Origin of the sequence: Nostoc sp. DedQUE07 (genome assembly GCF_034530975.2) — a bacterium.
Lineage (GTDB): Bacteria > Cyanobacteriota > Cyanobacteriia > Cyanobacteriales > Nostocaceae > Nostoc.
Window position 1 is genome coordinate 221,595 of the sequence record NZ_JAVRCC020000003.1, and the last position, 14,760, is coordinate 236,354.

The 14,760-nt window shown below is 40.1% G+C and carries 10 protein-coding genes, 1 tRNA gene and 1 pseudogene; 4 read left to right on the top strand and 8 right to left on the bottom strand.

All coding sequences use genetic code 11. The features are described 5' to 3' along the window. Window positions 1-14 precede the first annotated feature (14 nt). A complete protein-coding gene (gene bchD / locus RMZ95_RS03795) occupies window positions 15-2,045 on the bottom strand; it encodes a magnesium chelatase ATPase subunit D (protein WP_322686006.1) in 2,031 nt (676 codons plus the stop codon). Between the two features lie 121 nt (window positions 2,046-2,166). On the opposite strand from bchD, the pseudogene RMZ95_RS03800 reads away from it, so the two are divergent. The 4 genes and pseudogenes from RMZ95_RS03800 to rnc all read left to right on the top strand — a co-directional run. Beyond that, window positions 2,167-2,250 (top strand): annotated as a pseudogene (locus tag RMZ95_RS03800) (Uma2 family endonuclease); the annotation flags it as partial. Further along, the gene (locus tag RMZ95_RS03805) at window positions 2,237-2,449 is read left to right on the top strand and encodes a hypothetical protein (RefSeq protein ID WP_409882142.1); all 213 of its coding nucleotides are present in this window, start codon (window positions 2,237-2,239) and stop codon (window positions 2,447-2,449) included. The pseudogene RMZ95_RS03800 and the gene RMZ95_RS03805, both read left to right, overlap by 14 nt. A 682-nt stretch (window positions 2,450-3,131) precedes the next feature. Further along, a complete protein-coding gene (locus RMZ95_RS03810) occupies window positions 3,132-3,932 on the top strand; it encodes an NYN domain-containing protein (protein ID WP_322686008.1) in 801 nt (266 codons plus the stop codon). A 137-nt stretch (window positions 3,933-4,069) separates the two neighbouring features. Next, entirely contained in the window at window positions 4,070-4,756 is a 687-nt protein-coding gene (gene rnc / locus RMZ95_RS03815) for a ribonuclease III (protein WP_322686009.1), read from the top strand. A gap of 150 nt (window positions 4,757-4,906) precedes the next feature. Here the strand turns inward: rnc and ftsH2 are convergent, their stop codons facing one another. From ftsH2 to RMZ95_RS03850, 7 genes are all read right to left on the bottom strand, one after another. After that, window positions 4,907-6,793 carry an ATP-dependent zinc metalloprotease FtsH2 gene (gene ftsH2, locus RMZ95_RS03820; protein ID WP_322686010.1) on the bottom strand — a complete coding sequence of 629 codons (1,887 nt, stop codon included), beginning with the start codon at window positions 6,791-6,793 and terminating at the stop codon, window positions 4,907-4,909. Window positions 6,794-7,240: 447 nt separating this feature from the next. Continuing rightward, window positions 7,241-7,735: a hypothetical protein gene (locus RMZ95_RS03825; protein WP_322672743.1), complete on the bottom strand. Its 495-nt coding sequence runs from the start codon at window positions 7,733-7,735 to the stop codon at window positions 7,241-7,243. Window positions 7,736-7,958: 223 nt separating this feature from the next. Next, a complete protein-coding gene (gene gltX, locus RMZ95_RS03830) occupies window positions 7,959-9,404 on the bottom strand; it encodes a glutamate--tRNA ligase (protein WP_322686011.1) in 1,446 nt (481 codons plus the stop codon). A 133-nt stretch (window positions 9,405-9,537) separates the two neighbouring features. Then, window positions 9,538-9,611 (bottom strand) — tRNA-Asp (locus tag RMZ95_RS03835). A gap of 110 nt (window positions 9,612-9,721) precedes the next feature. Further along, window positions 9,722-11,236 carry a serine/threonine-protein kinase gene (locus RMZ95_RS03840; RefSeq protein WP_322686012.1) on the bottom strand — a complete coding sequence of 505 codons (1,515 nt, stop codon included), beginning with the start codon at window positions 11,234-11,236 and terminating at the stop codon, window positions 9,722-9,724. Between the two features lie 101 nt (window positions 11,237-11,337). Beyond that, window positions 11,338-12,936, bottom strand: a complete 1,599-nt coding sequence (locus RMZ95_RS03845; RefSeq protein WP_409882146.1) for a serine/threonine protein kinase — start codon at window positions 12,934-12,936, stop codon at window positions 11,338-11,340. A 349-nt stretch (window positions 12,937-13,285) separates the two neighbouring features. Further along, window positions 13,286-14,470: an esterase-like activity of phytase family protein gene (locus RMZ95_RS03850; RefSeq protein WP_322686097.1), complete on the bottom strand. Its 1,185-nt coding sequence runs from the start codon at window positions 14,468-14,470 to the stop codon at window positions 13,286-13,288. Between the last annotated feature and the right edge of the window lie 290 nt (window positions 14,471-14,760).

The following is a 14,760-nucleotide window of genomic DNA, read 5'->3' on the forward strand; positions in this document are numbered from 1 at the left end:
TGACAAATGACAAATTATCTAGATTTTAAATCAGCGATCGCACCTTTGGTCATAGCAGCAATAGCTTGATCTGTCGCTTTCGGCAAATGATAATATTTACCGCCTGCTGTTTGCGATAATTCTTTAGCAAACCCAGTAGACACAAATTTACTTTCTGTATCAATTACTAATAGTTGCATTCCTAAAGCCCGGATTCTCGCAGCAATTTCTAATAATTCTCCTTTGATATCTGGCTTTTCTCCTGGTTCTAGCTGTTCGCCCAAAGAACGCGCTAAAGGAATATTACCTCGCCCATCGGTGATTGCTACAAGGACAACTTGCCCAATATCTCCACTCATCTGAGCATTTAAGCCGACGCGCACAGCTTGAGTTAAACCATGTGCTAAGGGCGAACCCCCACCACAGGGCAACCTTTCTAAACGGTTACGCGCCAAAGCAATAGAACGTGTTGGAGGCAATAATACCTCGGCCTGTTCTCCTCGGAAGGGAATTAATGCTATTTGGTCGCGGTTTTGATAAGCTTCAGTCAATAGTTGCATTACTGCACCTTTAGCCGATTGCATTCGATTCAGTGCCATTGAGCCAGAAGCATCTACCACAAATACTACCAACGCCCCGGCTTTACGTACCAGGCGTTTCGAGCGAATATCAGGCTGTTCGACAATAACTTTTCTATCTGGTTGTCTTTCTCTTCGTGCTTTTTGATAAGGAGCCGCAGCTCTCAACGTGGCATCTACTGCAATGCGTCGCGCTTTCCCTTTGGGCAACATTGGCTTAATGTAGCGTCCCCTGTCATCCGAAAAGATGACACTGCGACTACCAGATTTACCTTGCCGCTTTGCTGTTTGAGTAAAGTAAAGCACGCTGTCATCAAGAATTACCCCTTCTGGATCGAAGATAAACTCTTCCGGGATACTGGGCGGTTCTTGCTCTTGATTTTCTTCCTGTTCTTCCTGTTCTTCTTGTTCCTCTTCTGATTCGTCTTGGGGTTCTTCTTGATTTTGTGGCGGCGGCGGAGGCGGAGGTGGTGCTTGATCTGGTGGTGGTGTCTGCACAACTGTGGCGCGTGGTACAATTACCAGTTCCACCGCACGGCGCAAATCTTCGGCATTAACTGTTGTTCGTCCCTCTAAAGCTGCGGCGGCTTTGGCAACCCGCGTGGCGAATAACTCGGCCCGATGTCCCTGAACTCCGCCGCGAATTGCCTCATCTACTAAGTAGGCAATTTGTTCGTGGGTGATGATTACTTCTTTCAACCATTCCCGCGCCAAGATGATTTGGGTTTTGAGAGAGTCTAAATCTTCGTTATACTGTTCGAGAAAGTCTTGGGGAGATTTAGAATAAGCGATCGCTTGATCGACTGCTTCTACTCTTTGATCTAAGCCGAGTACACCATCAGCAGAGAGTGCGATCGCAATTCTATCTAGCAAATGCTCTCGTAATCCGCCTTCTTCTGGATTGTAGGTAGCAATAAATAGGGATTTGCACGGATGCTGAAAACTAATCCCTTCCCGTTCGATCTGGTTGCGTCCCTCAGATAATACTGTTAAAAGTTGATTTGATATTTGGTCATCTAATAAATTAATTTCGTCTACGTACAGTACACCCCGGTTTGCTGTAGCGAGTAACCCAGGCTGAAAAATCGTATCACCTTGTTTTACCGACTTTTCAACATCTACTGAACCGAGGAGTCGGTCTTCGGTGATACCTAGAGGAATTTGCAAAAAAGGCGCGGGAATGATTTCGACGGGAACATCTTGAGTGTCTTTGTCTGCGTACTCCGCCAACAGTTGATCGTCCCATTCTTCGGGGCGATTGGGGTCGCAATTGCTGATTGAACCTTTGACAACTTCAATCGGTGGTAGTAGAGCGTGGATAGCACGAGCCATTACAGATTTTGCCGTACCGCGACGACCTGCGATCGCCACTCCTCCCAAACCAGGATCAACTGCGGCTAACAGTAAGGCTAATTTAATTGCTTCTTGACCGACTACGGCTGTCAAGGGAAAAGCAGTGATGGTGGGATTGATAGTAGGCGCAGGCATTGTTTGCTTTCATAGCGAGTCTCGGCTTTTAGCATACCAATTTCTGACACATTTAGAATATAAGTGCGATCGCCTCTGGTGAGCGGTTATCGCGATCGCATTTCCCTTGGGAGGAAGATTGATGAGTATTGCCCAGGCTAAACGCTTCACAATAGCTGAATACCACAAGCTTATTGAATTGGGCTTTTTCCATGAAGATGACCACAATGATAGCTGCTCAATTTAACGAAAGAGGTGGAAATAAAATCAAAATTATATATGGTGCTGTTACTACCGATACTATCTGGCAATTTCTCAAGCTTGAAAGTAATGTAGTTTCGATTGATTTGAGTGAATATTATATTAAGGATATTAAGAAAATTTTAGGTATTTTACATGATGCGATCGCTCAAAGTAAATCGTAAATTATTTATTAAATAAAATATTATAAAATATTTATATTTTACAGTTAACCATATTTTAAAATATTGAAAGTAAATATGGTGATTTAAATAAATGTATTGTGTTACTTAATCAAGTGATATCCTTGTTTTGTTTACTTAATTTATCTCTCGAATGAGGTAGAGTTTTCGCTAAAGTATTATTCCTAACAGCTTATAAATATATAGGTATCGAGTCGTTGGGTTTACGGTTCTGGAAAAATAAGATGCTTGACACACAGATTAAGCCCATGTTAGATATATAACAACGGCAGCAAAACAAATGCACTCTAAAACAAAACTCGACAAGTGCAAATTATTGATTGTTGTCTAAGAACGTAGAATCCCTAGCTTACCGCTAAGTATCGCGTTATTCCTTCGGCTGAACATTCAGCCTGATGTCAGGTCAATTCATTGATTAGACTATCAGCGTAAAAACGATATATTTGGGTGAATGTTCGGCGGAATAAATAACCTGATACTTAGCAGTAAGCCAGGGATTTTGCTTTCTTAGACTAGAAATCAATTAAATTTGTAAATAGAGAGCCTAGTGAGGAAAAGGGAAATACTTTTTAGTATAAATCTCTTTGATAAAGCTAGGCTGCTACTAGATATGTAATTTGTTAAAGCTGTCCGGTTTCCTTAAACCAACTCTGGACATACTCAAATGACAAGCTATCATCTACCCTCCAAAAAACAAGCAAGCCAGAAAAAAGATTATACTGGCATTTTTTGCGATATTCAGAACGTTCCCTCAATCATAAAATTCGCTAGTTTGGTACTGCAATTTGCAAAATCTAACGGGGCTGTATCGTGCAAAAATATTTATTACAATTCACAGCGTCAAGACCAAATAGCTTCCTCAAATAAGCTAAAAGAGCTTGGTTTTAGATGTGTTAATATTCCTGACACCTCAAAGAATAGTGCAGATAAACGACTTAAAGATGACTGTTATGAAGCAGTTGCTTTTAATTCTTCTCTAAAGAATATTATCCTATTCTCAGGAGACAAGGATTTTGCTGTATTAATTTCCATTCTCAAAGCTATGGGTAAAAAAGTCATGGTCTTTGCTCAACGAGGTAGTGAGAGCCAAAAGTTGATTAAACTGGTTGGGAATGATAATTTCTACTTTGTAGATGAATTACCTGAGCTAGTTGACAATAGCAATAAGACTCAACCTCAAAACACAGCTATTGTGTCTCAGATTAATTACAATGAGGCTATAGAGTATCTAATTGAAGCTATCAAAACTGCCTTAAGCCAAGGTAAGCCCACCGTATTTGGTCGCATTGATAGATTGATGCGTCAACGTTTTGCGAATTATCAAGGATACTTATCTATTTCTACAGATGATGGCAATAAATTTAAGAGTTTTACCCAGTTTATTGACGTTGCTGTAAAGGATGGTAAAGTTCAAAAGCAAGGTCAGGAATTGTTTTTAGTTGAATTAGACAAACTAGCTGCTTAAAAGAGATTTTAAAAACCCAGTTAAGTAAAGGCTGGGTTTTTCCTAACACCGCTATTTGCGGTTTTTTTATGTCTGAAGATAATAGCACTCGTAAACTTTCCCAATAGTCAACTTTCGCAACAAAACACAAAATAAAAATGCACAAACTTCTAATATTTCATAATGAAAAACTTCTACGCCGTGCGCTTACCCACCGTTCTTACGTCCATGAAAACCCCAGAGAAGGCGAACATAATGAACGCCTAGAATTTCTCGGTGATGCTTTGTTGAATTTTTTAAGTGGCGAATATCTCTATAGTCGTCATACAGAAATGGGAGAAGATGAATTAACCCGGCGGCGTTCGGCGTTGGTAGATGAGAAGCAGTTGGCAAAGTTTGCTGAAGAGGTGGGTTTAGACTTTAGAATGCGGTTAGGAAAAGGTGCAATTAGAGATGGAGGCTACCAAAATCCTAATTTGCTCAGTAGTACATTTGAAGCAGTTCTTGGTGCTTACTATTTGGATAATGATTCTAATATTGAAACAGTCCGCGCAATTATAGAACCACTATTTGATTCTGTAGATCCTAAGCATATAATTGTGCCTCGTTCTAATGTAGACTCAAAAAACCGCTTTCAAGAATGGGTGCAACGCAACGTTACTCCAAATCCCCCCAAATACTTTACAGACCAAATCGGAGGCCCTTCTCATGCACCAGAATTCATCGCCAAAGTATTAGTAGATGAAAAAATTTACGGAGAAGGTAAGGGACGTAATAAAAAAGATGCAGAAAAAGCTGCTGCTGAAGATGCACTAGCTAAGTTGAAAAAACAAGGTTTGTTATAGAGTTTATGGGTTCATAAATTTTGAGAATTTTAAAATTAGAAGCTTTCTAACACTGAAAAAACGTAAAAAAATGAGGATGGTATACTCCACCCTCATTTTATTTTTTGTCACTTTACTCCTTTCGAGATGTAGCCAGAAAAGAGTCAAATATTATAGTTGCGGTACGTACTGCTGTTTCTCTGGTACTTCAGTGTACTCAGCCACAATCTGGCGGAATTCTTCGCCGTCAATGGTTTCTTTTTCAATGAGCAAATCTACTAAGCGATCGGTGACAGTGCGATGGTCACGGATGATCTTCTTAGCATTGTCATAGCACTGCTCAACAATTTCTCTGACTTGTCCATCAATGCGGGAAGCGATGGATTCGGAATACTCAGATCGGGTTGTCCAGTCACGACCCAAGAATACTTCTCCCTGCTGGCTTTCTAACGACAGTGGCCCTAAGTCGGACATCCCGAACCGAGTCACCATTTGCCGTGCCATTCCCGATAACTGTTGCAAGTCTCCACCAGCGCCAGTTGTGACTTCCGCAGCCCCAAAAATCACCTCTTCAGCGGCGCGACCACCCAAAGCACCAGTAATTCTGGCTTTCAACTGAGAACGAGAAATTAATCCCTGTTCTTCGTTGGGTGTAAACCAAGTTAAACCCTGTGCTTGTCCCCGTGGAATCAGAGTAACTTTCTGTACTGGGTCATGGTCTTTTAACAAAGTTCCAACTAAGGCGTGTCCGATTTCGTGGTAAGCAATCAAGCGCTTGCTCTTGCTGTCCACCAAAGGAGTACCTTCCATGCCTGCGACTACCCGATCCACTGCATCATCAATTTCGCGGAGGGTGATCGCTTCTTTGCGTCTTCTAGCAGTGAGAATTGCTGCTTCGTTGAGTAAGTTGGCTAAGTCAGCACCAGTAAATCCAGGAGTGCGGCGAGCGATCGCATCCAAGGATACACTTGCATCTAATTTCTTGTTCCGTGCATGGACTTGCAAGATTTCCAAACGCCCTTTGATATCGGGTGCATCAACTGTTACTTGGCGGTCAAAACGACCGGGACGTAACAAGGCTGAGTCTAGTACATCGGGACGGTTGGTAGCAGCAATAATAATGATGCCTGTGTTACCTTCAAACCCATCCATTTCAGTGAGCAATTGGTTGAGGGTTTGCTCTCTCTCGTCGTTACCGCCGCCGATACCAGCGCCCCGTTGCCGTCCTACGGCGTCGATTTCATCGATGAAGATAATACAAGGGGCATTGTCTTTAGCTTTCTTGAACAAATCGCGGACGCGGGATGCACCCACACCTACGAACATTTCCACAAATTCCGAACCGGAAATACTGAAGAAAGGTACGCCTGCTTCACCTGCGATCGCTTTTGCGAGTAAAGTTTTACCAGTTCCAGGAGGCCCAACTAACAGCACTCCCTTGGGAATCCGTGCGCCTACAGCCGTAAATCTTTCTGGCTGCTTCAGGAAGGTGACGACTTCTTGCAATTCTTCTTTAGCTTCTTCGATTCCAGCTACGTCGTCAAATTTGACGCCGGTTTTTGCCTCCATTTGGAAACGCGCTTTAGATTTGCCAAAGTTCATTGCTTGACCTGGACCGCCGGGGAGGTTGCTAGAACGCCGGAACAAAAAGAACAACCCAGTAATCAATAAAACTGGAAAAATGAGATTACCCAACAATCCCCAAATTGCACCATCATTGCGCATGGGGTGAGCATCAAAACTAATGGCTTTTTCTTTGAGCTTGCTAATTAACTCAGGAGCGTTAACAGGCAAATCCACACGCCACCTTTGGACATGATTTTCCAGGTCTGGATCGCGGGCTTCTATAATTGCTGTCCTACCGCCTTCGTAAAGATCCACACTGTTGACGCGATCGCTGTCCAAGTATTCTAGAAAGCGACCGTAAGTCATGCGGGTATTAGCTGTATTCTTACTCATGTCAGCAGGAGCGCCTGCAAACGCCCCTTGCCAGAAGAAAAAGCCAATTACCAAAGCCGGCAACGTCCAGAGTGCTACGACTTTCCAAGAGAATTTCATTTTAATTTGCCTCTAGATGCCTATACAACTCGTTAGCTCTAGTAACCGAATGTTCATCACTCTGTCACTTTAAGCTGTTAAACGGATGTTTATAAATCCATTTTGTTTAATTCGATCTCTTAGATGCACTGCCATAAGCCGATTAGAGCATTATGGCGATGCCAACAAGAATCTTAATCAAAGTTAACTTAATTTTAATACAATATCGCACGAGAAAAGGGAGCGCAACGGGATGCAAAGACAGAGAGAATTTCTCCAGAATGCTCCTCGTATCGTTCCAGCCGCTCTGAATCATGATTCTATTTAGGGAGAGGCGATGAATCGCGTCTGTACAAGAGTGGGCGAAATGAGGGAGCAGGGGAGAAATCAATTCAAAATTCACTCATTCAAACATTTTAGAACTTCTGCCTTCTGCCTCCTGCCTCCTCTTTCCCAATGCCCAATGCCCTACTTTACTTCTGTAATTTTTAGAGTGTAAGGAAGATACTTGCCCTTTTCATAGGAACCAACCCAAATTTGGTAACTTCCAGGTAGCCATTCACCAACAATGCCAGCATTTTTGCCATCAAAATCGTCATTGCACCAAGTACCACCGGGCCCTTTGATAATCATGGTGGTGTCTTCAGGGCTTTGCACTTGCAGCTTTAGGTAGTCAAATTTACTTGTTAACGCTAATGTGTGGTCTGGTGTTTCATCCACAAATCCGGTACAAGGGCCAGTGGCTGTTTCGCTTCTGCCACCTACTTGACTCCCAGATATTGAGCCACCACTCATCCCGCGAACTGTCAGGGGGTCTGGCGAAAACTGAGGGCTAAGGGTGACATCTCCAAATATCGTTGGCGCTTCCTGAGCATCAACCGCAGCATTAACTGTCGATGTGATGAAGAGCGTAACTATCATAAACGATAATCTCATCCCTCTATTGAGCGCTTTTGTAGGCATTTTAATTACGTTTGCTTCTAAGTGTTTTTGAAGACATTAATTTTACACACCAAGTTCCCAACATGAGGAGAATTGACTACCTATTTTAGATTTGAAACTGGGGATAATTCATTAGTAATTAGTCAATGATTTCTTGTTCTTATAGTTGCTCTACCTAATGGATAGGGGCACACATTTGTACGCCCCTAAAATCTGAAATATTTCTAAAATCTGGAAGTAATCGCTACTTAGCTTCCGTTATAGCCCGACTCAAGCGCGGTTTATCCAAACCAATCTGATTTAGTAGTAACCAAGATTGGATCAAGTCGGGGCCATGAACATCTCCAGTTAAAGCTGCTCGGAGCGATCGCATCACTAAGCCTTTTTTGACTTTCTGCTCTTTGACAACTTGTTTAATAATCTCCTGGGCGACAGCTTCCGAGAGTTGCGGCTGATTTTCTAAAGCTGTGACAATCGCTTCAAGGACAGCAGCAGAACCTTCTTGCTTCAATTGTGTACTGCCTTCTTCGCTAAATTCAACTGTGTCGTTAAAAAACAGTTGACCTTGAGGTACTCCATCTAGCAGGCGAGTCAAACTCTGGCTAATCAAAGTTACTAGCTGTTCTAACCAGGGGCGATCTCTTCCACCATCAAATTTATAGCCAGCCGCTTCCCAAAAGGGAATGAGTAAATCTGTGAGTTTATTTACTGGCGTATTGTGGATATACTGACTGTTCAACCAATCCAGCTTGTCCCAGTCAAACTTTGCACCTGCTTTATTGACGCGCTCAAAGCCAAATTCTTTAGCTGCTGTTTCTAAGGTAAATATTTCTTGCGTCGAGTCTGGTGGCGACCAACCCAGCAATGTCATGTAATTTACCAAGCCTTCAGCAGTAAAGCCCATTTTCTGAAATTCAGAAATGGAAGTGACGCCATCCCGCTTAGAAAGCTTGCGCCCTTCCATATTCAAAATTAATGGCGTATGGGAAAACTCTGGAATTTTTGCACCCATCGCTTCATACAGCAGAATTTGTTTGGCAGTGTTGGCGATGTGGTCTTCTCCGCGGATGACGTGGGTGATTTGCATATCGATGTCATCCACTACAACAACAAAGTTGTATAAAGGTTGACCGCTACCCTCTTCTGAGGCGCGGGCGATGACCATATCACCACCTAAATCACTACCTCGCCAAGACATCTTTCCTCTTACTAGGTCGTCCCAGACAATTTCCCGCCCATCTTCGATTTTGAAGCGAATTACAAAAGAACGACCTTCTGCTTCAAAGGCGGCGCGTTGTTCTGGGGTGAGGTTGCGGTGACGGTTGTCATAGCGAGGTGCTTCGCCTCTAGCTTTTTGAGCTTCTCGGAGCGCCTCTAGTTCTTCGGAAGTAGTGTAGCAGCGATAGGCTAATCCTCGGTCTAGCAGTTTTTCTACTGCTTCTTTATAAAGATCCAGGCGTTGGGATTGGAAAAATGGCCCTTCATCCCAGTTAAGACCTAGCCAACGCAGTCCTTCAAGAATATTGTCGGTGTATTCGGGACGCGATCGCTCTAAATCTGTATCCTCTATTCGCAGTATAAATTTACCGCCGTGGTGACGGGCAAATAACCAGTTGAATACAGCCGTTCTTGCTGTACCAATATGTAAATTTCCGGTTGGACTCGGTGCAATACGGACTCTAACAGTCACAGTTAATTCTCTCTTTCGCAAAGCATGATAAATGTAGCTTATATTTAAATCCTGAATCCTGAGTCAACCTCTTTGGGTAATTCAGAATCTAATATCACCTAAGTTAAGTGATTCGCTACTCATAAATTTAGAACGGGACTGACGGGGCTCGAACCCGCAACTTCCGCCGTGACAGGGCGGTGCTCTAACCAATTGAACTACAGTCCCTTGTTTGGCAACTTTGCTATTATCACTATTTTTTTTCTACTTGTCAAGTGTTTCGGAGTCTGGAATTAGGAATGATTTTTATTACGTATTTTTTAGGTGCGAATTATACGTTAAACAGACCGTGATAATACAACCTGTGGCTCTGATTCCAGATGCTGCAATATTCGGGATTGCATTTGTTTATACTGCTGTTTCAATAGCTGTTTGCTCAATTGGGGTTGAGAAGTGGGTGGTAGACGATGACTCTGTTGCACCCAAGTTTTTAACATTTGCCGTTGAGTTGGCTCAATGCGGCTGCTGAGAACCTTGATGCAGGAATGTGGTGCTTCCAGAGTAAAGAAAATCAAAGGATACTGTTCATTTTCAGCCAGGAAACTTACCATCCTCAGATTTTGGGGATTTTGCATATCTAAGTAGCACGGTAGCCACTTAGGAGCGAATTGCTGATTATAGAGTACACTTACCCACAACAACATTGGGTGAGGGGATGTCACAAAGACAAACTGGTTATAACGGGTAGAAACCGCATAGTTTTTAATTTCTTGTTTAGATAACATCAACCATAGCGCTGTTATAGATCCTTGGGGAGTGTCTAGAAGCTGGGGAAAAACAATTTCTTGAATTGGTTTATTTTGAGGCCACAAAAGTTGCCGATAGCTTTGTTCTACAGTGATTGGTAATGCAGAATTTAAGGGAGACTTAAAGGTCAAGTTTGTAGGTAAAGTAGGACAATTAGACTGTTCTAGACTGTTTAAAACTTGTAAAATTTCAGCGATATTTTGAGGGCGATCGCTTGCTTTTTTAGCCAGACAAGCCATAATTAAATTATTTAACTTCTGAGGTATTTTAATAGTAGGTTTAACATCTGCGATCGTTTTCGGTGCTTCAAAATGATGTGCTTTATACCAAGCGCCAAAGTAATCAGTTTCTGTTTGCCAAGGTTTTTTGCCTGTGAGCATCTCAAACATCATCACACCCAGACTATAAATATCAGAGCGACTATCTAATTTTTCCCCATCTAGCTGTTCTGGAGAACAGTAGGGTAAAGTACCATTAAATCCGCTACTTGTACTAGCTGTTGATGCATAATTCAAAAATCTAGCAATACCAAAATCAAGAATTTTAACTAACTGGCCCAATATCGGATCGGGAATAACTAATATATTGGCAGGCTTGATATCTCGATGAACCAACGGACAAATTTTGCCATCAATGTTAATTCCTTGATGAGCACACTGTAAGCCCAAACAAATTTGGCGAGAGAGAGTCAAAAACATGGACAGAGATAGCGGAATTAAATCCTTTAAACTCTTACCACATAAATATTCCATGACGTAATATGGTTTTCCTTTCTCATTCACACCATAATCATACGCCCGCACTATATGTACGCTCTTTTGACTCAAGGCTGCACTCATTAAAGCTTCACGAGCAAAGTCTTGTTGCATCTTGGTATTAACAACAGTTTGAGTCAAAAACTTGATAGCAACTGGTATACCTCCTAACAAAACATCATTTGCTAAAAAAACTTCACCCATGCCACCGCTGCCAATTAATTGCTTGAGTTGATAACGATTGGCAAGCAAGCCCGTACTACTGGGAGATGTAGATAAGCTCTGATTCACTTTGTTCACCTTTGATGCTGAGTCCATTGAAAGTTAGCAATAAACACATAAAAATATTCTTAGTTAATGGTGGCAAGCATTTTGATTTTACTAGCAGAACTTCAACGACGTAATAGCATTTTCAAAAACATTTCCAAAAATTTATTTATCCAAGTTTTTAAAACTTCTGTCTCAGATTTTTGATGTGTGGCTAAGTTTCGTAATATGTCTAACTTCAGCTTTTCGTACTCTGCTTTTAGAATATTTTTGGCTTGACCAGGCAAAATAAATTCATTTGACTGTTGACTCATATCTAACCAATCTAAAAGTTGCTGACGCTGTTTAGCTGTGAGATTTAAAGTCGTTACATGAGAGCAATGAGTTGGCTCTTCTAAGGGGAAAAATAGTAAATGATAGTAGCCTACTTCTGCTAAACTACGTGCTATCTTTTGACTTTTGTTATCTTTTAAATCCAGAAAATAAGGCAGCCACTTAGTCGTAGAAGGTTGGGCGTCATACAGCACTGTTAACCACATTAGCATCGGATATACATTCATTTTACTAATAAATTCAGTACTATGTATTTTATCTAAAAATTTTGCAATCTCTTGTTTGGGCAACATTGCCCAAAAAGTTGGTATAGGTCTTTGAGAAGTCTGTAGTAAATGGGGAAAACCAATTGGTGCAATTGGTTTATTTTTAGGCCAATTTTTCTGCAAGCACTCTTTTTCTGATAGTAAAGTTGCGGGTACTAATTGAACTGGAAGCGAAACTTTAATAATGTTTGTACTATTGTTAGAAATAACATTATTAATTTGAACACTTACTTTTTCTAAATCTTCTAATATTTGGTTGATATTCTGAGGGCGATCGCTTACTTCTTTAGCTAAACAAGTCATTAATATTTTTTCTAATATTTCTGGTATTTTAACTTGCGGATTTACTTCTTCAACTGTAGGTGGCATTTGAAAGCGATGGGCTTGATACCAAGTACCAAAGGAGTTACTTTTTGTTTGAAATGGGTGTTTACCTGTCAGCATTTCAAACATTAATACTCCCAAACTATAAATATCAGAGCGGACATCTAGCAGTTTCCGCCCTTCCATGTGTTCTGGAGAACAGTAAGGCAAACTGCCAATAAAAGAATCTGTTAAGGTCATTCCACTTCGCTCTGTTAAAAACTTAGCAATACCAAAATCTAATATTTTAACAATTTCACCTTTTTTACTATCTTCAGCAATAAATATATTTTCTGGTTTAATATCTCTGTGAACAATAGGGTAAATCTCTCCTTTAAGGCTGATACCTTGGTGGGCACATTGTAAGCCTAAACAAATTTGATTACAAATTTCTAAAAACTTCGATATTGTTAAAGGCTGAATTTTCAGAATTTGTTTGAGATTTTTTCCTTGAAGGTATTCCATTACAAAAAATGGAGTTTTATCCTCAGTAACTCCGTAACTTAAAATGCGAACAATATGTTTACTTTTACGACCCAATTGAGCGCCAATAAAAATCTCTCTGGCAAAACGTTGGGACATTTGTTGGTTTGACAAACTAAGTGATAAGATTTTGATTGCGATCGGCATACCGCCTTTAGCAGTATCTTCTGCTAGATAAACTCTACCCATCCCCCCTTTGCCAATCAAATCTCTGATTAAATAGCGATTGTTTAAAAAATGTCCGATGTAATCGTCTATTTCTGCCTTTTGCCCTACCATACTCTCAATTTTATTTTCTGGCATAAAAATCATTTATAAAAAATGTTATTGGCAAAATACTTTAATAAGTCTAGCTAATTATTAAATTTAAATCTAAGAGATATCCGAATTTTGAGAAAATTAATTATATGCTGTAAATATGCTTAAGCCCTCTGCAAAAGCTACTAAACATTGTGTAACATATTTATTAAGGAGTACGGTTGAGAAATTACACGTAAACTATAAATAACCTAGATAAAGTTACCTAGTATATTCAGTGAATACACAGGAATAATCAGAAATAACTAAATAGCAGTCAAGTTGCAATGTTTATGACGGGCTGCGCCTAAGCACCTTTATTTCTGTGCAATTAAAGCTTAAAATTTGGGAGTACCCGGCGTAATAATCTAATGAGGGGATTTTCAACTTTAAGTTGAAAGGCTAGTATCTGAGTGCGTTGTAGGGAGTTAAAATTATTATCACTGATGAGAATTAATGATTGTTGACCATTCGGTAGTTTTGGACCAAGAGTTAAGCCTTCGATGTTGTCTAGCAGTACATCTAGTTTTCTCAAATCTAACAACAGTTTTTTCTTAACTGGTTTAATATTTTTGAAATCAATTGCTAAAAGGCTATCAATATTATGAATATCATCGGCTTTTTCTAACGAAACCTGAAACAGAGAAATAGCAAATCCTAAACCAGTAAAAGACCTTTCTAAACTTAAAAAGTGTCCTTGATTATCAAGAGCGAGTAAATCGGGTAATCCACTAGCAAATTTGCCAATTAGATTTAAAAATGGTGTAACTGATTCAGTTTGGTAAAGAAATTCTTTTTCGGGTTGCTTGTTGAGCAAGTTGTATTGCAAAATCCTGCAAGGACTACCAATATTAGGTTTCGCTGCGACACCATCTTGAATCAGAGCATTTTCGGTGGCTGTGAATAGATGTTTATTATCGGGTGTGATGGTGAGGCTTTCAAAAGCCAAATTGTTGCGGATACCTTTTTGATTACTTTTATCTGGTAAAAATTTTTTTGGTATAGAAAGTGTTGCAATTTCTCTCCCAGAAGATAGTGAGAACTCTTTAATAAAAGGATTAATTAATTTTGCAGCATCACCTTCAGAAGATACAAACACAGTTGCTTTATTAGTTAATGCAATACCTTCTGTATCAGTTTCACCAGGGCGAAATGTTTGACTATTTTCATTTAATAATGTAGTAACACTGACTGGAATAATTCCATGTTTTTCTAGCAAACCTTTGCTCAAATCAATTTTTAATGTGTAGAAACGAGCGGCAGCTTTTTGTCCCCGGTCATCTGAAATAGCGTAATAAAGGTTGTTTTTGGCATTATATGTAATTCCAGATACACCTCCTACTTCAGTTTCTTTAAATATTAAACCTTTCTGTAAGGTTGCTTCTCCAATAAAATCTATACTACTAATTTCAACACTATTTGAAGAAAAGTTTGTGAATACAAGGCTAATAATTATAATTGGAATCAGCAAGTAAATAATTTGTGGAAATACGAAGATTTTTTTAAATATCTGCATAATTTTTATCAAATAAATATTTTTAGGAACAAACACTTATACATCCCTACAAATAAAATCAATTAAATAAATATAGCAAGGGACCGGGGACTGGGTGAAAAGCCTTTTTGTGTCTAAGTTTTATCGTCTGTTGATGTCCTAACTAACAAGGCTTGTGCTATAATTTAACAGATACAAGCCTGAAAATTCCGACAAATCATGTTTTTTTAACTTGGTGACAAGTCTGAGTAGGTGTTTCTTTTACTTAGACTTCTCAAAAAGTATTTGAATTTGAAAACCTTTAAAAAATA